Source organism: Micromonospora sp. NPDC049107 (genome assembly GCF_040648595.1).
GTDB lineage: Bacteria > Actinomycetota > Actinomycetes > Mycobacteriales > Micromonosporaceae > Micromonospora.
Window position 1 is genome coordinate 385,758 of record NZ_JBEZEC010000003.1, and the last position, 17,502, is coordinate 403,259.

Genomic DNA, 17,502 nt, shown 5'->3' on the forward strand with positions numbered 1-17,502 from the left:
ACGACCGAATCGAGACGCCTGTGGGAATCGCCGAGCTGACGGCGTCGAGGCCGGTCACGCCCGGCCGGCGGGCCGCTCCGGCGCGCCGGGCCGTGCGGGAGCTGCTGCTGGTCGCCACGCTGTTCCTCCTCTACAAGGGGGCGCGGATGGTGGTGGCCGGTCGGGTGGCCACGGCGCTGGCCAACGGCGAGTCCGTCTGGCATCTGGAGCGGCTGCTGCGCCTGCCCGACGAGGCCGTCGTCCAGCACCCCGTGCTCTCGCACACCCTGCTGGCGCACCTGGCCAACGGCTACTACGCGTACGTGCACTTCCCGGCCACGGCCGTCACCCTGGTCTGGCTCTACCTGCGGCACCCGGCGCGCTACCTGCGCACCCGCCGTACGCTCGCCGTGCTCACCGCGGCGGCCCTGGCAGTGCACGTCGTGGTCCCGCTGGCGCCGCCCCGGCTGACCGCGCTGACGGCCTTGGTGGACACCGGCAGCCGGTACGGGCCCTCCGTCTACGGGCCGCCCGACACCGACGCGCTCAGCAACCAGTACGCGGCCATGCCGTCCCTGCACGTCGGGTGGGCGCTGGCCGTCGCCGTCGCGCTCGTTTCGGTGACCCGTGGACGCCTACGGTGGCTGTGGCTGACCCATCCGCTCGTCACCATGCTCGTCGTCGTGGCCACCGGCAACCACTACTGGCTCGACGCTGTGGTGGCGGCGGCGATGCTCGGCGTCGTCCAGCTGGCGCTGCCGGCGTCGGCACCTCCGGCCGACGCCCAGCCCGACATCAGCCCACCGGTACGCCGTACTCCCGCTCGGTGAACAGGTCGACGTCGCGCGGACCCAGCTTGGCGGCCCGGCGGGCGTGCAGGGCGAGTTGCCGACGTGCCTCACCGAGGCGGCGGATCCCGGTCGTCATCTCGTCGGACGCCTCGAACGGCTCCCTCCCGCTGGCCTGCAACGCGGCCGCCAGCACGGCGTTGTACGCGGTCATCAGCCCGTTGGCGAGCGCGATGCCGTCCTGGTCCCCACGCGTCCAGATCTCCGACCACGCGGCCTCCACGGTGACCATGTCCCGGGCCAGCCAGTCGTGCAGCCCCATCGGCCCCAGCGGCTTGTGCCCGCCGAGCAGGTCGTTGCCCGCCTCGGGCAGCCCCGACCGCCAGTACCGGGTCTGCCGCAGCGCCTCGACCTTGTGGGCGAGGCGGAGCGCGCCGGATAGGACCAGGACGTACGCCCGCTGAAGCTCGGCCCGCTCGCGTTGGCGTCGCTTGACCCGGCTGTGCGTCCACACGACCAGGAGTGAGGCGCAGGCGGTGATCGCGGAGCCGAGCAGAGCGGCCAGGGTTGAGTTCACGCCGACATGATGCCTGCCGCCGATTGGTGTCGCCGCGCGGGCTCGGACCCGGTCCGGTTCTCCCCGGGCGGGCTTCGTCGGCGTCCTCCGTTACGGCTTGACGAACGGCATGTTATCGCTCACAGTCGATGTCGAGGCGACCGCACCCACGGCTCACCGGGCGAGCCATCCGCTTCGGGCCCGCACCATCCGGACGTCCCCTCCGGGCAAGCGGACGTCGCCATCAGCACCTGTCACCAGCCGCCGGCGACGCGCGGCAGATGTCGCGCGCCCGCGAGGGCGTCGTCCCGAACGTCCTTCCCGCGCGCCACCAACGCTGCCACCGACCGAGAGGGATCCGCCCATGAGAACAAGGTTCGCACTGCTGGCCGCCGCGTTGGCGACGGCGCTGGCGACGATGACGGCCGTGGTCACGGTCGCCACCCCGGCGTCGGCCGCGACCCTCACCCAGGTAACCAACTTCGGCACGAACCCGACGAACCTGCAGATGCACCTGTACGTGCCGGACCGGGTAGCGGCGCGTCCGGCTCTCCTGCTCGCCCTGCACTACTGCACCGGCAGCGGCCCGGCCGTGCACACCGGCTTCGGGCTCAGCTCGCTGGCCGACCGCTATGGCTACATCGTCATCTACCCGTCCGTGACCCGGAGCAGCAAGTGCTGGGACGTCTCCTCCCCGCAGGCCCTGCGCCGCGACGGCGGCAGCGACCCGGTCGGCCTCAAGTCGATGGTCGACTACGTCCGGAGTCGCTACCCGGTCGACCCGGACCGCATCGGTGTGGCCGGCTTCTCCTCCGGCGCCATGATGACCAACGTGATGGTCGGCCTCTACCCCGACCTGTTCAACGCCGGCGTCAGCTCCTCGGGCGTTCCGTTCGGTTGCTTCGCGACCACCAACGGCGCGGAGTGGAACAGCGAGTGCTCCGGCGGGCGGATCGTGAAGACCCCGCAGCAGTGGGGCGATCTGGTGCGCAACGCGTACCCCGGCTACACCGGCAAGCGTCCCCGCTTCCAGATCTGGCACGGCACCACGGACACCACGCTGAGCTACGTCAACTTCGGCGAGCAGATCAAGCAGTGGACCAACGTGCAGGGCGTGTCCCAGACCCCCAGCTACACCGACTACCCGCAGACCAGCGCCACCAGGACGCGTTACGGCGGCACCGGCGGCACCGCGCCGGTCGAGGCGATCAGCTTCCAGGGGTACGGCCACTCCATCCCGTTCGACGCCGCGCAGGCGATCCGGTTCCTCGGCTTCGACACCACCAGCGGCACGACGCCTCCGACGACGACACCTCCGACGACGCCGCCCCCGGGCGGCACGACCGGGGCGTTGCGCAACTCCGCCGCCGGCCGCTGCCTGGACGTCCCGGCGCAGTCGCGCACGAACGGTACCCAGGTCGCGTTGTGGGACTGCAACGGCGGCGCGAACCAGCAGTGGGCCTCGACGGCGGGCCGGCAACTCCAGGTGTACGGGACGAAGTGCCTGGACGCCGAGGGCGCCGCGACGACGGCGGGCACGCGGGTGATCATCTGGGACTGCACCGGGGGCGCGAACCAGCAGTGGAACCTCAACACGGACGGCTCCGTCACCGGTGTGCAGTCCGGACTGTGCCTCGCGCCGAACGCCGGTGGAACCGCCAACAGCACCCAGGTGGTGCTCGCGACCTGCAACGGCGGCAACGGTCAGAAGTGGACGCGCGGTTGAGGCGTACCCGATGGTGGTGAGCCGGAACGCGGCCTGAACCACCGGTGTGGCCCGGCCCGGGACGTTCCCGGGTCGGGCCACACGGCGTGCGCGGACCTTCGTGACCGCCGCCGTCGCGTCGCGGGGCGGCGGTCACGCGCTCTCAGCGGTAGCCGGCGGCGACGATGTTCGCCTGCACCGCGTTCTCGGCCGCGTCGGACGGGTAGCCCGCCACCATCGCGCCCTCGTAGAACGTACCGACGCTCTGGTTGGAGTTGTCGATGCAGCAGTCCCCGCCGCTGCCGAGGATGATCGCGCCCTGCTTCCTCATCGGGCTGTACCCGCGTGGCAGCGACCCGTCATAGAGGGTGTAAAGGCCGCCGGACTGGGCGTTGCTGCCCTTGATGGCGAAGCGTGAGGTGCCGTTGTTCTTCAGGGTGGCGGTGACGAACTTGCTGGTGAAGGCCCGCTGGTTGCTGTTCCAGGAGCTGCTGCCGCCGGGGTAGAGGCCGTACTCCAGGTCGGCCTGCACCCAGGGGCCGGAGCCGGAGCAGCCACCGAACCAGCAACTGGTGCCGAAGTAGATTGCGTCCATCGCGCCCGCGCCGTCGGCCCGGCGGGTGGTCTCGCTGTTGCCGTAGTCGAAGCAGCAGCCGCTGTTGACGTGGGTGCCGCTGGTCACCATGTACATGCCCTCGGGCGCGGCGCCGGTCGGGATGCCGGTCAGGTGACCGTCCCGCCAGTAGCTGCTGTTGCCGTTGATGTAGAGCGAGTAGACCTTGTTCCCGCCGACCGTCAACGACTCCCTGGTCGCGACCGCCGGTTGTACGGCGCCACCGATGCCACCGGCCCCCTGGTAGCCGAGGTTGTTGCCACGCCCCGACTGGTCGTAGATGACCGTGATGACGCATGTGGTGTTCGCGCAGAAGCTGTCCTGGGTGGCGGAGTTGGCGCGTCCGCCCGCGCTGAGGACGCCGATGGCACGGGTGGTGTTGTCCGAGGATCGGCGTACCTGGTAGAGCGAGCCGTTGTAGGAGGCGTACAGGGCGCGGGTGGTGCTGTGCGCCGCGACGCAGGGCGTGCCGCCCGCCGCGTAGATGTCGCAGGGCAGCGTCGTGCTCGGTGGGGGAGTGGTGGGCGGCGGCGTGGTGGGCGGTGGTGTGGTGGGTGGCGGCGTCGTCGGAGGCGGCGTGGTGGGCGGGGGCGTGGTGGGCGGGGGCGTCGTCGGAGGCGGCGTGGTGGGCGGGGGCGTGGTGGGCGGGGGCGTCGTCGGGTCCACCACGCCGTTGCAGGTGACGCCGTTGAGGGCGAAGGAGGTCGGCGTCGGGTTGCTGCCGGTCCAACTGCCGTTGAAGCCGAAGCTGGTGCTGCCGTTGGTTCCGATGCTGCCGTTGTAGGCGGCGTTGGTGACGCTCACCTGGGCGCCGGCCTGGGTGAAGCTGCCGTTCCAGAGCTGGGTGACGGTCTGGCCGGCGGCGAAGTTCCAGTTCAGCCGCCACCCGTTGATGGCGTCGCCCACGTTGGTGATGGTGACGTTGGCGCCGAAGCCGCCCTGCCACTGGGAGCTGACCGCGTAGGTGACCTGGCAGCCGGCGGCGGCCGCCGAGGCGCCCGTCTGAGCGGCGGCGGCGCCGACGAGCACGAGGGTGGCGGCCGCGGCGACGAGCGCCGGTCGCCGATGTCGGATGTCTTGGGTTCGCACGTTCTCTCCTCAAGGGTGGGAGTTGGCGGTGTGCGGGCCCCGCCCCGTTCACCCTGCTCGGGCCCGGACTCTGAGCAGGGGGACGACGGGACGGGGCCCGGTCCGCGGGCGCGTACGGCGTCGCCGGAACCGTCCGGCGCGGGATTGACCGCGCGGACGGTGGGGTCGGCGGGCCGGGCGCGACGGGTACGCGGTGGTGCGGTCGCCGCCCGCGACCCGGCCCGGGGTCGCGGTGACGGCGGTGGCTGTGGCCTGGAGCGATTGTGGGAAGGCCGATCGACGGCACGGCTCCGGCCGATCGAGGTGATGCCGACCTGCGGGCGCCGCTGGTCAGGCATCCGTCGTCCGGCCCTCGGCACGGGTCGCCCGGTGGTGAGCTCGGGCCGTCCCGTGTCGGCCACGCTCCGCCCGCCCGCGCCGCGAACGACGTAGACCGCGGCCGGGGCCAGCAGTTGGGAGGCACCGGTGACGGTCAGTTATCGACGGCCGTCGTTACGTTAGCGTTAACAGGCGGCCCTGTCCATAGACGGTTATCGGTGGCTTTTCCGACCGTCGGTCGGTTCTGGGCGCCGCCGCCCCTGTTCAGGGAGCGAGCGAGGTGCCGGTCCGGGTGTTCCGCGCGGCGCGTGCCCGCGAGCGTGCCCTGGCCGAGTGCTCAGGACGCCTCGCGGACCCGCGGGTCGGCGAGCCACACGTCGGCGAGGTCGCTGAGCGCGACACCGAGGACCTCGCTGAGGCAGACCACGGTGCCGAAGGCGGGCGCCGGGAGCCGACCCACCTCGATCTTGCGCAGGGTCTCCGGTGACATGCCGGCGGCGAGGGCGACCTCGGCGAGACTGCGGCCCCCCCGCGCGACCCGCAGCGCCGCGCCAAGGCGTTGCCCCGCGGCGATCTGCTCCGGTGTGAGCGGTGGCCGAACCATGTGAGCAGGATAGTTCCGCCGCTGGAGGCCGGCAATGTCGACCCGCCGGACGCCCGCACGGCGTGGTATAAATATACCGCACCGGATGGGGAGGGTTTGTCGTGATCGAGCTGAAGTCTGCCGCGGAGATCGACCGGATGGCCGTGACCGGCCAGTTCGTCGGCGAACTGCTGGCCGAGCTGCGGACGGTGGCCGCTGTCGGCGTCAACCTGATGGAGATCGAGCACCACGCCCGCCGCCGCATCGCCGAGCGTGGCGCCGAATCGTGCTATTGGGACTACACGCCGTCGTTCGGTCGTGGGCCCTTCCGTAACGTCCTGTGCCTCTCGGTCAACGACGCGGTGCTGCACGGCCTGCCGCACGACTACCTCCTGCGCGACGGTGACCTGCTGAGCATCGACATGGCGGTCGAGATCGACGGCTGGGCCGCCGACTCGGCGCTGTCGTTCGTCGTCGGCGCTCCCGCCCCGGCCGACCTGAAGCTGATCGAGGCCACCGAGGTCGCGCTGAAGGCCGGCGTCGACGCCGCCCGACCGGGCAACCAGCTCGGCGACATCTCCGCCGCCATCGGCGAGGTCGCCCACCGCTACGGCTATCGGGTCAACAACGAGTTCGGTGGGCACGGCATCGGTCGCACCATGCACGAGGCCCCGCACGTGCCCAACAACGGCCGTCCCGGCCGGGGCATGACACTCAAACCCGGCCTGACGCTCGCGATCGAGCCGTGGTTGTGCCGGACCACCGACAAGATCAAATTTGACCAGGACGGCTGGACGATCCGATCCTCGGACGGTTCGCGCTCGGCCCACTCCGAGCACACCATCGCGGTCACCGAGTCCGGTCCCCGGGTGCTGACGTCCCGCCCCGGGGAGGACCCGGAGCGGGACCGTCGCAGCGGACAGTCGGCCGCGGCGTCCTAACCGTTGGTGAAAGGAAGGGCCCCCTGTTAACAGACGTCTGCTAATAGGGGGCCCTTCCTTTCACGCGCCGTGGCGGGCAGGCGGGGGCGGCGTCAGCGCAGGCCTGCGAAGAGGTCGTCCTCGGGAACGGGCGCGTCGGTGGTGTCCCGCACCCGGACGAAGGTCTCCATGCCCATCAACTCGGTGAACCGCTCCTGGCCGAGCTGGAGGAAAAAGATGTTCTCGGTCTGGCTGGCGTGCGCGGCCAGGGCCGCGAACTTCTGCGCACCGTGGGCGCGGGTGTCGACCCAGGTGGTGATCTCGTCGTCGGGGAGACCCAGCTCCGGCATATCCGACGACTCGTCCGGGTCGGCCCACTCGACGCCAAGTTCCTTCATGACCCGGCCGAACTCCTCGAACGCCGTGCGGGGCACGGTGGTCCAGTAGACCTTCGCGGGGACGTCGGTCTGCGCCACGGCGGCCATGGTGATGCGGTGCGCCTGGATGTGGTCGGGGTGGCCGTAGAAGCCGTTCTCGTCGTAGGTGACGACGACGTCCGGCCGGTACCGGCGGATCAGCTCCGCGAGCCGGTCCGCGGCCTGCGCCACCGGCGTCGTCCAGAAGGAGCCGGGCTGGTCGTTCGTCGACCAGCCCATCATCCCGGAGTCGGCGTAGCCGAGCGTCTCCAGGTGGGTGATTCCCAAGGTGGCCGCGCTGACCTCCAGCTCGGCCTGACGCATCGCCACGACGGCGGCCGGGTCGTGACCGGGCTCGCCGGGCTTGACCCCGCCCGGCCCGTCGCCGCACCGCCCGTCCGTACAGGTCACGAGGACCGTGGTGACACCCTCGGCGGCGTACCGGGCGAGGACGCCACCGGTGCTCGTCGCCTCGTCGTCGGGGTGCGCGTGCACCGCCATCAGGGTCAGGGATCGCTCAGCCATGTCACCACCCTACGACCAGCATCGGACCTGGGTGGGGGCCGACGGCGTACGGCGGCGCATCTTAACCATCCGCCGGCCGGGCCCCGGTCTCCTTGCCCAACGCGCCGCCGGGCGGCTCGGGGCTTCGTACGCTCTCCCCAGGGTGGGCGCACTCCGGGCGCGGCCCCCAGGCTTGACCAACCGATGAAGGGTGCCGGCCATGGCGCTGTTCGACGACGTACGACAGATCGACGCCGGGGTCCTGAACGTCGGGTACGTCGATGCCGGCCCGCCGGACGGGCCGCCCGTGATCCTGCTGCACGGCTGGCCGTACGACATCCACAGCTTCGCCGAGGTCGTGCCGCTGCTCACCGACGCCGGCCACCGGGTCGTCGTGCCGTACCTGCGGGGTTACGGCACGACCCGGTTCCTCGTCGACGACGCCGTGCGCAACGGTGAGCCGGCCGCCATGGGGCTCGACCTCGTCGCCCTCATGGACGCCCTGGGCATCGACAGCGCGAAACTCGCCGGATTCGACTGGGGAGCGCGTACGGCCGACGTCGTGGCCGCGTTGTGGCCCGAGCGCTGTGCGGGTCTGGTGTCGGTGAGCGGTTACCTGATCGACGGTCAGGAGTCGGGCCGGGTGCCGCTGCCGCCGAAGGCCGAGTTCTCCTGGTGGTACCAGTACTACTTCGCCACCGAGCGCGGCCGGCAGGGGTACGACCGCAACCGCCGCGACTTCGCCCGGCTCATCTGGCAGACGGCATCGCCGAAATGGACGTTCGACGACGCGACGTTCGACCGCAGCGCGGCGGCGTTCGACAATCCCGACCACGTCGACATCGTGATCCACAACTATCGGTGGCGGCTGGCCCTGGCCGAGGGTGAACCGCAGTACGCCGAGGTGGAGAAGCGCCTCGCCGGCAAGCCGAAGATCACGGTGCCCAGCATCACCCTGGAGGGTGACGCCAACGGCGCGCCCCACCTGGACGCCAGCGTCTACGGCAAGCAGTTCTCCGGCCGGTACGAGCACCGGACCGTCGGTGGCGGCGTCGGGCACAACCTGCCCCAGGAGGCGCCGCGGGCGTTCGCCGACGCGGTCCTCGAGGTGTGAGGCCGGGCCGTGTGGCGGGTGCCATCCGGTCCGGCTCGCGTCACGAGGTGATCCGGAAGGTGGCGTCCTGCCGGTCCGTGGCGCCCGAGCTGGCGCTCAGCGGGTCGATGCGCAGCAGGTAGTTGTAGTGCCGGAGGTAGCGGGTCGGGTAGTTGTAGGAGCGGAACGACGTCCAGGACGCGTCGGCCAGCCCGGCGGTGCGGTAGAAGGTCGCGTCGGCCCGGAACACCGAGGTGTTGTCGGTGACTTCCAGCCGTACCTCGTAGTTGTAGTGGCGCAGGAAGTACCCGGGCTTGTTCACCGACTCGAACGACACCCCGGCCGAGTCGGCGAGGCCGGGAACCATCCGCCACAACTGGTCCTGGTACGGGTCGAACGGGTACGTGTCGACGCGGGCCACGTAGTTGTAGTGCCGCACGTAGCGGTCCGGCAGGTTGGAGGACTTCAGTCGGACCCAGTTCGGCGTACCCCACCGCGCGACGAGACCGGCGTACTCCGCGTCGGTGATGCCGGTCATCGACCCGTGCTTCGAGTTCAACGGCGGCGTGTAGTCGCGCTGGTTCAGCGGCGTCCAGGAGTTGCCGCCGATGGCGGTGGTCGACCAGGCGTAGAAGTCGTTGTTGACCGGGCTGTACGAGTCGCCCCACAACCGCCAGCCGCTACCGTCGACCGCCTTGACCAGCAGCGGCGCCTCGATGCCGCTGCCCTGCAGCAGTCCCGAGGTGTACGTGGTGAAGCTGTTCGGGGCGGCGGTGCTGGACCGGGCGCCGTACAGGTTCCCGTTGGCGAGGTTCTTGTAGTACAGGTAGGTGGTGCCGCCGTCGACGACGACGTCGCCGTCGAGGACCCCGAAGCCCGGACTGAAGAACACCTGCGGCGAGCTGACCGTCCGGAAGTCGCTGGTGTAGTTGACCAGGAGGACGTCCTGGCCGTTGTTCGCCGAGTAGACGATGGCGTACTGGCCGCGCGCCGCGTCCCAGAAGGCGGTCGGCGCCCAGGTGTGGGTGTTCAGGGTGTGCATCCGGATCCGGCGGTAGCCGGTGAAGCTGGTCAGGTCGGTCGAGTCCCACACGTGCAGGTACTGGCTGGTCTGGTTCCAGTTGGTGCCCTTGAGGTCGGTGGCCAGCACCACGAAGGCGCCGTCCTGCTTGCGGAAGACGAACGGGTCCCGCAGACCCAACTGCCCGGCGGTCGGCGTGACGACGGGGTTGTTCTGGTTCAGCGGCGTCCAGTTGAGACCGTCACGGCTGACCGCGAGGTGCAGTCCGTAGTCCGCTCCCAGGCCCTGCGGCGACTCGGTGAAGTAGGCCATGACGTAGGAGGTGTTCGGCGCGGCGAGGGCGGTGCGGGGCAGGCTCAGCGCGCCGGTGGCGGCAGCGGCGGTGGACAGCGCGCCCAGGGTGAACGCGCGTCGGGTCAGAGGCACGGTCGGCGACCTTTCTGCGGCGGCGAGCGCGAGCATTTCATTCGAGCCCATCGATGTGATCGTTAACATACGACGTCCTCCGACACGCCTGCAACCCCTCGCCAGCGCGCCGCTGTCAGTGGCCGGCGGCCGCCCGTCCGCGCCGCCGTCGACCCGGCGTCGAGGTCGGCGCCGGGCGTTCGACGCGGGTCGGATCGCCCCGCACGAGGTCGTCGTGGATGCGCCACCTGGCTGTGGTGACCGCGCGGCGGGCCACCTCGTCGCCCCGCTCGACACGCTGGCGCAGCAGTTCCAGAGCGATGCGCCGGTTCTGACTGAACTGCCGCTCGTCGTCCACCACGACGACGAGACCCGACGGGCGGTGGGTGGCGCGTACCGCCGTGCTGGCCTTGTTCCGGTGCTGGCCGCCGGGACCGCCGGTGCGGCAGCCGACGATCTCGACGTCGGCCTCGGCGAACGTCGTCGGGGGAACGTCGCTCGGCGGCGGTTGCGCCGTCACGTACCAGTTCTTTCGACCCGCGCTCGTCCGGTAGGGGCTGGGCGCCTGCCAGCACAACGTCCCCGTCCAGGAGGCGGCGAACGCCTCGACGTCGACGCCGGACAGCCGGATCAGCGCCGACCGGTAGGTGCCGGGCCGGTCGCCGGGCACCACGTGGACCCGCTGGACCGCCACGCCCTGCCGGGTGGCGTCACCCTCCAGACGGCGCAGCAGGTGGGCCAGCGCCCACCCGCACTCCCGCGGCCCACGGCCGGCGGACAGCAACAGAGCCTGGCTCACGACCGACCCCGCCCGCGACGCTGATCCCGCCGGTCCGAGCGAGGCGCGGCCCCGACATCCGGCGTCTTGTAGGTGACCAGGGGGATCGTGGTGGCCACCGGCGTGGCGAGCTGGTGGGCGACGAGATCGCCGATCACCTGCTCGATCCGCTTGTACGCGGTGGGCGCCTCCTCGAAGAGCAACTGCCGGTCGCCGCACACCACCAGCGAACCCACCGGGGTACGCCGTAGCTCCTCGACCGTGTGCTTGGCCCGGCCCCGGCGCAGCGCGTCGGCGCGGGACATCTTGCGACCCGCGCCGTGCGCCACCGAGTGGTTGGCGTCCGCCCCGGCGTGGGCGGCCACCAGGTACGACGCGGTGCCCCGCGTACCGGCGACGAGCACATCGCGACCGTCACCCGGCGCCGCTCCCTTGCGGTGCAGGTAGACGCCGTCGCGCACCTCGACCAGGTTGTGGCACTGGTCGACGACCGGCTCGGTCGGTTCGGCCCCCAGGGCGTACGCGACCCGGGCGGCCAGCAGCCGCCGGTTGAGCGAGCCCCAGCGCACCGCCTCGTCGTGTCGGGTCAGGTAGGCGGCCGGGTCGGGTGCGGGGCCCGCCCCGTGCGTCTCGGTGTGCGTCCGCAGGATCCGCTCACCCAGGCCCCGCGAACCGCTGTGCACGACCAGGACGAGGTCACCGGTTGCCAGCCCGAGGCGGTCGGCGTGCTCCGGCGCGAAGACGGTGTCGACGCGGGCCAGCTCCACGAAGTGGTTGCCGCGGCCGACCGTACCGAGCCCGTCCAGGTGGCCGGCGGGAACGTCACCCGCGAGGACGGCCCAGGCGGGGTCGTCGGCGTCCCGCTCCGGGTCCAGCGCGCGGTCGAGGTCGGGGAACCGGGCGGCCAGCCGCTCGGGTACGACGCGCCGGAGTCGAATCGGGAAGACGGCGATACCGCAGCCGATGTCGGAGCCGACCAGGAACGGGTACAGGACCGTCGACGCCATGGCCGCGCCGATCGGGGCGCCCTTGCCCGGGTGCAGGTCCGGCATGCCGGCGACGTGGACCATGCCGTCGAGGGCCGCCACCTGCCGGCACTGGTCGAGCGCGGCGGACTCGATCCAGCTCGCGGCGGACGCGAACACGGTGACGGTGGCGGGGGTGGACAGGGACAGGGACTCCCCAGGGGAGTGGTGCTCGGACAACGACGCTCATTTCTCGCTGAGTCGCAAGTGGACGGACGGCGGTACGGCGCCGGGCGGCGTGAAATGGCCTCGGCGCGGTCCTCAGGTGGTGTCCGTCAGTACGTCATGGGCACCACTGTGGCGACGTCCGTGACGCACGGCAACTGGTTATCGTGAGCGGTGGACACCGTCGGCCTCGCACCGATTGACGCTGTCCGTCATCTGTCGGATGGGTGATGGCCCGGGACGCGGCTCGCCCGTCATCATCCGGGAATGCTGACAGGGCGTGACGGCACGCTCGCCGAGGCCCGCGCCGCGCTGGTGCGGGCCGACGGCGCCGTCCTGATCGGTCCGGCGGGGGTGGGTCGCACGGCCCTCGCTCGCGCGGTGGTCGCCGACCTGCCGCCGCGACTGTTCGCCACGGTGTGGATCACCGCCACCGAGGCGAGCAAGGAGGTGCCCTTCGGCGCGCTCGGTCGACTCCTCGCGGGCGGTCACCCCGCCCTGCACCCGGCCCTGGTGCACAGCACCATGCTGACCAGTCTCGTCGAGCGGTGCGGCCCGGCCCGCACGCCCGTCCTGGTCGTCGACGACGCCCACCTGCTCGACGGGCCGTCCGCCGGTGTGCTGCTCGGCCTCGTGCAGGCCCGAGCGGTCCGGGCCCTGCTCACCGTCCGGTCGGGCGTCCCGGTACCCGACGCCGTCGTCGCGCTGTGGAAGGACGTCGGACTGTCCCGACTGGTGGTGCCCGCCCTGACCGAGGCCGAGGTCGGCGCGCTGGCGGCGGAGCGGTTGGCGGGTCCGGTCAGCCGCTCCACCACCCACCTGCTGTGGCAGTGGACCGGCGGACTGCCACATCTGGCGGTGGCGTTGCTCGACCACGGGCAGGAGGTCGGTTCGCTGGCCCGCGACAGCGACCAGTGGCGCTGGCGCGCCGGCCTGGCGGTGCCCGCACAGCTGGCGGACCTGCTCGACCGGGAGCTGGACCGGGTCGGCCGCCCCGGTGAGGAGGCGCTGGCCGCGATGGCGCTCGGCGGGCCGCTGCCGCTGCCCGTCGCGGAGGCCGCCGCGTCGGCGGAGCTGCTCGCCGACCTCGAACAGCTCGGTATGCTCCGCAGCGAGCAGCGCGGCGACGAGGTCTTGGTGCGGTTGCGCGATCCGATGCTCGGCGCGGCGGTACGCCGCCGCATGTCACCCGCCCGGCGTCGCCGCATCGCCGCCACGCTGCTGACCGGCGCACGGCAGGCCACGCCGCGCGGCTCGCACGCGGTGGCCCGCGCGCTCTGGGCGGTGCACGCCGGGCAACCGGTTGACCCGCCGGAGCTGGTGCGGTCTGCCGGCCTGTGCCTGTACGCCGACCCGGAGGCCTCGGAACAGTTGGCCCGGCGAGCGTGGCAGGAGGGTGGTGGGGCGTCGGCGGCGGTCGCGCTCAGCGCCGCCCTCGCCGAGCAGGGCCGCGCCGTCGAGGCGTACGAGACGCTGCGGACCGCCGCCCGGGACGCCGACGCGGCCGGTGACCCGACCGCCCGGGTGACGGTGGGGGTGGCCCTGGCCGCGCACCGCCTCTGGGTCGGGCGGGAGCCCCGACAGGCGTACGACGACCTGCGACGACTGCGCGCGGAAGCCGATGCGGCCGGTGACTCTGCCGGCCGGGCGGAGTTGGCCGCGCTCGGCGTGCTGGTCCAGCTGTTCAGCGGCGAGTCGGCGGGGGTGCTGGCGAGCGCCCGTCAGCTCCTGGGCGAGTCACTCCCGCGCGGCGCGCGGCTTCGGGTCATGTTGGCGTCGGTCGTGGCGCTGGTGCTGGCCGGCCGCACGGAAGAGGCGGTACGGGTGGGCCGCACGGTGGTCGAGGCGGTCGAGCGGTCCGGCTCGTCGGCCATGCCGCAGATCCGTGGCATGGCCGGGGCGGCGCTGGCACTGGCCGAGCTGTGGCGTCAGCCCACCCCGACCGGTCCGGTCACCGACCCGGCCACCGGTCGGTGGCCGCTGCCCCCGGACCCGCTCGTCTCCGGTCTGTCCCCCACCGCCTGGCCCCTCTTCGACGGGTACGCCCAGCGGGTCAGCGGGGATCGAGCGGGCGCCATCAGCCGGCTCCGGGACGCCGTCGCCCAACAGGCCGGCGGCAACGGCATGTTCCGCGCCGAGGCAACCGGCTGGCTGGCCGTCACGCTGGCCGAGGATGGCCGCCCGGACGAGGCGGAGTCGGTGCTACGGGAGCACCCCGTCGACGCGGTCGCGCTGGTCCCGGGGCTGCGCCCGTGGGCGCTGGCGGCGGTCGCCGCGGCGACCGGTCGGCGCGCTCGGGCGGGCGAGCTGATGGACGAGGCGATCGTGGTCGCGCACGCCTCCGGGAGTTGGTTGGTGGAACTGGGCTATCTCATCTACGCCGCGCACCTGGATCCGGTCGCCGGTCCGGCCCGCTACGCGGACCGCATCGCCGAGGCTCTCGTCCACGTGGACGCCGAGCGGCTCGTGGCCGCCGGCCGGGCGGTGATCGCGCTGGCCGGACGCGATCCCACCGTGATCCTGGAGCACGCGCACCGCCTGGTGGACATGAACATGACCGGCGAGGCGCTGAAGGTGGCCGGCGAGGTCGGCCGGCGGGCCGGGGTCACCGACACCGTCCGGCTCGCCGTCGACCTGCGTGCCCGGCTGCGATCGGCGGTGCGGGACGACCCCGCGAGGGTGGCGGGGCTGACCGCGCGCGAGCGGCAGATCGCCGGGCTCGCCGCCCGGGGCCTGTCCGACCGGGAGATCGCCGAGGCGTTGGTGCTGTCGGTGCGTACCGTGCAGACACATCTGGGACGGGCCTACCGCAAGCTGGCGGTGACCTCCCGGCGGGACCTGTCGGACGCCTTACGACCGGCGGGCTGAGGCCACCGGCGGTGGCCGAGGCGCGACGTGCGCCCCGGCCACCGCCCCTAGGAGTTCTTCGTGTAGCAGGTGACCCGGCCGTTGGAGTCCTCACGGCAGTCCGCGCCCTTGGCGCCGAGGACGTTGATGCTGCCGACCAGGAACGTGAAGCCCAATCCGGTCAGGATGCCGATGCCGACCTTCTTGGCGACCTCGGCGAAGTTGGCCGTGACGTCGAGCCGGAAGCTGACCGGCGCGTACCGGATCTGCTCCCACAACTCGGCGATGCGCGGGTCCTGGCCGGTGATGCTGAAGTCGTCGCTGCTGTGATCGTCGGTCACCCGGCCGGTGGCGACGGCCACGAACACCTGCTTGTGCTGGTCCACGACGTTCGGGCCGGCGGCGAAACTCCAGCTGTGGCTGAGGAAGCCGTTCTCGTGTACGTGCCCCTGGAACCAGTAGTGGCCGTCGCTGGCCATCCGCAGCCAGGCCGTGCCCTTCACGCTCGACGGCAGCAGGCTGCCGGAGAACGTCTCGGTCCACTCCTGTTCCAGCCGGTCCATTGCCACCCTTGTCGACCCGGCCGGATGCCCGACCTGCGCGCCCACCTGACGCAGCGTCAGCGGCGCACGGATGTCGAGGTACCGGCCGGCGGCGGTACGGACGCTGGCCATGACCTCACTCCCTCGACTTCCAGAAGTGGGTGGTCCCGTTCTCGTCCTTGTACGCGTGGACCTTGCCCGGCTGGCCGAAGAACGCGACCCACCCGGCGACCACCGCGCCGAAGATCACCACCGGAATCCACTTCAGGATGTTGCCGATCAGCTCTGCCACATTCATCGACACGCTCAGCCGGAAGTTCACGCTGGCCGTGCTGAGCTGATCCCAGTACTGCGCGATCCGCGGGTCCTGCCCGTGCTCGGCGAAGTCGTCGCTGCTGTGGTTGTCGGACACCTTGCCGCTCGCGGAGAAGACGAAGGCGTTGCCGTCATCGTCCACGAAGCCCGGCGTGGCGACCAGCGACCAGTTGTGCGTGACGGCGCCGTTCTCGTGCACGTGCCCGTCGAACATGTAGCCGCCGTCGCTGAACAGCCGCAGCCACGCCGAACCCTTGACGCTGGAGGGCAGCAGGCTCCCGGAGAACCACTCGCTCGACGTCTGTTCGAGCTGTACGAGCAGCCGGCGGGTGGAGCCGGTGGGGTGGCCGAGTTCCGTGCCGACCTCCCGCACCGTCAGAGGCGCCTCGAACCGTAGGTACTTCCCGGCCTTCTGACGCAGGCTGTTCATGACGTGGTCACCATGATCGGCACCAGTGCCCGACCGGTCGGCAGCGGCCCGAGCGCCTTGCCCAGGATCGCCCCGACCGCCTTGAGCGGGTCGGCCACCCGCATGGCGTGTCCCCGGGTGGGGGAGGTGGTCAGCAGGTCGCCGGGGCGCACCGCGCCGTGCGCCGCGTCGACCAGGCAGTAGACCTTGCCGGCCAGGGCCAGCGGGCGACGCTGCTCGCTGTCCGGTCGCCGGTCCAGCACCATCGCCGGCGCGAAGCTGCCGGCGCCGGAGACCACGCCGGCCACCGCCGTGTCGTACGGCTTGTCGGCCAGTTCCAACGCGCCGGTCTCGCCGATCACGAGCACCGCCCCCGGGATCGCCGACGGCAGGTGACCGGCCGCGACGTCGAACTCCTCGGCCAGGTCGGCGTTGCTGAGCGAGATGTCGCCGTGCACCCCGTCGATGACCACCGTGTACGCCCGGGTGTCCGGGTTGGCGAAGGACATCGAACTCTGGTCACCGCTGATCGCGACCGTGTAGGTGCGCGTCTTGCTGTGGCAGAACTTGATGTGGTTGTTGGCGCCGTCGAGGTCGACCTCGTTCGCCGCGACGACCTTGGAGTTGACCGCGTTGGTCGCGGACACGTTGGTCGCCGTGACACTGGGGCTGTTCACGTTGTTGGCGGCCCACACGTCGCCCGTGGTGCCGTTGAGCAGCAGCCGGTACTGCCGGGTGTCCGGGTGGGCGAAGGACATCGAGCTGTGCTCGCCGTCGATGCCGATGGTGTACGTGCGGGTCTTGCTGTGACAGAACTTCACGTGGTTGCCCGGCCCGTCCAGGTCGACCTGGTTGGCGCTCAGGCTCCGGCTGTTGACGTTGTTGGCGGCCCACAGGTTGCCGTTCTGCCCGTCCAGAACTGTCGTGTAGGCGCGCTTGTCGTTCGCCAGGCTGATGGTGCTGGTGCCGCCGTTCATCCCGATCGTGTACGCGCGGGTCGTGAAGTTGGTGAGGACGAGAGCGTTGTCGGCGCCGTCGAGCACGACGGCCCGGGCGGCGACGGTGTCGGCGGTGATGGTCGTCGGCGGTGTCGCCGTCGGCGTGGCCGGTGCCGCCTGGGCGTCACCCTTGGCCGGCGGCGTCGCCGTGGCGGGCGGACCGTCGGCGCGCTGCGCCTGCTCGGCCTCGCGGGCCGGCGCGGGGGCCCGGACCGGCGGCGGGGCCGGTGGGGCGACGTCCGCTCGGGCCGGAGCCTCGTCCGGGGTGGTTCGTTGCGGCGGTGTGGTCGGTGCGGTGGTGGGCCGGGCGATCGCCTCGGCGCTGTCCGGGTTGCTGGCCTTCGCGGCCTCGTTGCTGGTCATGTGTCCATTGCAGCCGCGAGTCGGGTGGTTGGACGTCCGCAGCCGCTACGTAGATTTGCCCACCCGACTA

The 17,502-nt window shown here is 71.8% G+C and carries 15 protein-coding genes; 5 read left to right on the plus strand and 10 right to left on the minus strand.

Going from position 1 to position 17,502, the window contains the following annotated elements:
• Positions 1-20: 20 nt before the first annotated feature.
• Entirely contained in the window at positions 21-809 is a 789-nt protein-coding gene (locus AB0B55_RS10060; RefSeq protein WP_357120486.1) for a phosphatase PAP2 family protein, read from the plus strand.
• On the opposite strand, the gene AB0B55_RS10065 is transcribed toward AB0B55_RS10060, so the two are convergent.
• Complete coding sequence (locus AB0B55_RS10065; RefSeq protein WP_357120483.1) at positions 775-1,344, minus strand: hypothetical protein; 570 nt, start codon at positions 1,342-1,344, stop codon at positions 775-777. The genes AB0B55_RS10060 and AB0B55_RS10065 overlap by 35 nt on opposite strands.
• Before the next feature lie 343 nt (positions 1,345-1,687).
• Between AB0B55_RS10065 and AB0B55_RS10070 the strand changes: the two genes are divergently transcribed.
• On the plus strand, positions 1,688-3,049 hold the full coding sequence (locus AB0B55_RS10070) for a PHB depolymerase family esterase (RefSeq protein WP_357120480.1): 1,362 nt from the start codon (positions 1,688-1,690) through the stop codon (positions 3,047-3,049).
• Between the two features lie 142 nt (positions 3,050-3,191).
• On the opposite strand, the gene AB0B55_RS10075 is transcribed toward AB0B55_RS10070, so the two are convergent.
• Both AB0B55_RS10075 and AB0B55_RS10080 read right to left on the minus strand, forming a co-directional pair.
• Positions 3,192-4,670 carry an arabinofuranosidase catalytic domain-containing protein gene (locus AB0B55_RS10075; protein WP_357171588.1) on the minus strand — a complete coding sequence of 493 codons (1,479 nt, stop codon included), beginning with the start codon at positions 4,668-4,670 and terminating at the stop codon, positions 3,192-3,194.
• Positions 4,671-5,385: 715 nt separating this feature from the next.
• Positions 5,386-5,652, minus strand: a complete 267-nt coding sequence (locus tag AB0B55_RS10080; protein ID WP_357120474.1) for a helix-turn-helix transcriptional regulator — start codon at positions 5,650-5,652, stop codon at positions 5,386-5,388.
• 101 nt (positions 5,653-5,753) lie between these two features.
• On the opposite strand from AB0B55_RS10080, the gene map reads away from it, so the two are divergent.
• Positions 5,754-6,572, plus strand: a complete 819-nt coding sequence (gene map, locus AB0B55_RS10085) for a type I methionyl aminopeptidase (RefSeq protein ID WP_357171493.1) — start codon at positions 5,754-5,756, stop codon at positions 6,570-6,572.
• Between the two features lie 92 nt (positions 6,573-6,664).
• Here map and AB0B55_RS10090 read toward each other — a convergent pair whose 3' ends face one another.
• Positions 6,665-7,492 (minus strand): PIG-L family deacetylase, encoded by an 828-nt coding sequence (locus tag AB0B55_RS10090; RefSeq protein WP_357171494.1) that lies wholly within the window; start codon positions 7,490-7,492, stop codon positions 6,665-6,667.
• Between the two features lie 199 nt (positions 7,493-7,691).
• Between AB0B55_RS10090 and AB0B55_RS10095 the strand changes: the two genes are divergently transcribed.
• A complete protein-coding gene (locus AB0B55_RS10095; RefSeq protein WP_357171495.1) occupies positions 7,692-8,585 on the plus strand; it encodes an alpha/beta hydrolase in 894 nt (297 codons plus the stop codon).
• 40 nt (positions 8,586-8,625) lie between these two features.
• On the opposite strand, the gene AB0B55_RS10100 is transcribed toward AB0B55_RS10095, so the two are convergent.
• From AB0B55_RS10100 to AB0B55_RS10110, 3 genes are all read right to left on the minus strand, one after another.
• Positions 8,626-10,062, minus strand: a complete 1,437-nt coding sequence (locus AB0B55_RS10100) for a glycoside hydrolase family 43 protein (protein WP_357171496.1) — start codon at positions 10,060-10,062, stop codon at positions 8,626-8,628.
• 64 nt (positions 10,063-10,126) lie between these two features.
• Complete coding sequence (gene prfH / locus AB0B55_RS10105; RefSeq protein ID WP_357171497.1) at positions 10,127-10,789, minus strand: peptide chain release factor H; 663 nt, start codon at positions 10,787-10,789, stop codon at positions 10,127-10,129.
• Complete coding sequence (locus AB0B55_RS10110) at positions 10,786-11,973, minus strand: RNA ligase RtcB family protein (RefSeq protein WP_357120456.1); 1,188 nt, start codon at positions 11,971-11,973, stop codon at positions 10,786-10,788. Before AB0B55_RS10110 ends, prfH begins: the two co-directional genes overlap by 4 nt.
• Positions 11,974-12,225: 252 nt before the next feature.
• On the opposite strand from AB0B55_RS10110, the gene AB0B55_RS10115 reads away from it, so the two are divergent.
• Complete coding sequence (locus tag AB0B55_RS10115; RefSeq protein ID WP_357171498.1) at positions 12,226-14,826, plus strand: LuxR C-terminal-related transcriptional regulator; 2,601 nt, start codon at positions 12,226-12,228, stop codon at positions 14,824-14,826.
• A gap of 47 nt (positions 14,827-14,873) precedes the next feature.
• On the opposite strand, the gene AB0B55_RS10120 is transcribed toward AB0B55_RS10115, so the two are convergent.
• The 3 genes from AB0B55_RS10120 to AB0B55_RS10130 are packed head-to-tail and all read right to left on the minus strand — an operon-like array spanning position 14,874 to position 17,432.
• Positions 14,874-15,479 (minus strand): hypothetical protein, encoded by a 606-nt coding sequence (locus AB0B55_RS10120; RefSeq protein WP_357120450.1) that lies wholly within the window; start codon positions 15,477-15,479, stop codon positions 14,874-14,876.
• Between the two features lie 4 nt (positions 15,480-15,483).
• Positions 15,484-16,092: a hypothetical protein gene (locus AB0B55_RS10125; RefSeq protein ID WP_355050456.1), complete on the minus strand. Its 609-nt coding sequence runs from the start codon at positions 16,090-16,092 to the stop codon at positions 15,484-15,486.
• Positions 16,089-17,432 carry a hypothetical protein gene (locus AB0B55_RS10130; RefSeq protein WP_357120447.1) on the minus strand — a complete coding sequence of 448 codons (1,344 nt, stop codon included), beginning with the start codon at positions 17,430-17,432 and terminating at the stop codon, positions 16,089-16,091. The genes AB0B55_RS10125 and AB0B55_RS10130 overlap by 4 nt, the downstream gene beginning before the upstream one ends.
• Between the last annotated feature and the right edge of the window lie 70 nt (positions 17,433-17,502).

What these genes read in the sequence shown, in the direction of transcription:
- AB0B55_RS10070 (WP_357120480.1), top strand. Translation starts at nt 1,688, where the DNA reads ATGAGAACAAGGTTCGCACTGCTGGCCGCCGCGTTGGCGACGGCGCTG.
- AB0B55_RS10080 (WP_357120474.1), bottom strand. Translation starts at nt 5,652, where the DNA reads ATGGTTCGGCCACCGCTCACACCGGAGCAGATCGCCGCGGGGCAACGC.
- AB0B55_RS10090 (WP_357171494.1), bottom strand. Translation starts at nt 7,492, where the DNA reads ATGGCTGAGCGATCCCTGACCCTGATGGCGGTGCACGCGCACCCCGAC.
- AB0B55_RS10095 (WP_357171495.1), top strand. Translation starts at nt 7,692, where the DNA reads ATGGCGCTGTTCGACGACGTACGACAGATCGACGCCGGGGTCCTGAAC.
- AB0B55_RS10100 (WP_357171496.1), bottom strand. Translation starts at nt 10,062, where the DNA reads ATGGGCTCGAATGAAATGCTCGCGCTCGCCGCCGCAGAAAGGTCGCCG.
- AB0B55_RS10115 (WP_357171498.1), top strand. Translation starts at nt 12,226, where the DNA reads ATGCTGACAGGGCGTGACGGCACGCTCGCCGAGGCCCGCGCCGCGCTG.
- AB0B55_RS10120 (WP_357120450.1), bottom strand. Translation starts at nt 15,479, where the DNA reads ATGGCCAGCGTCCGTACCGCCGCCGGCCGGTACCTCGACATCCGTGCG.
- AB0B55_RS10125 (WP_355050456.1), bottom strand. Translation starts at nt 16,092, where the DNA reads ATGAACAGCCTGCGTCAGAAGGCCGGGAAGTACCTACGGTTCGAGGCG.
- AB0B55_RS10130 (WP_357120447.1), bottom strand. Translation starts at nt 17,432, where the DNA reads ATGACCAGCAACGAGGCCGCGAAGGCCAGCAACCCGGACAGCGCCGAG.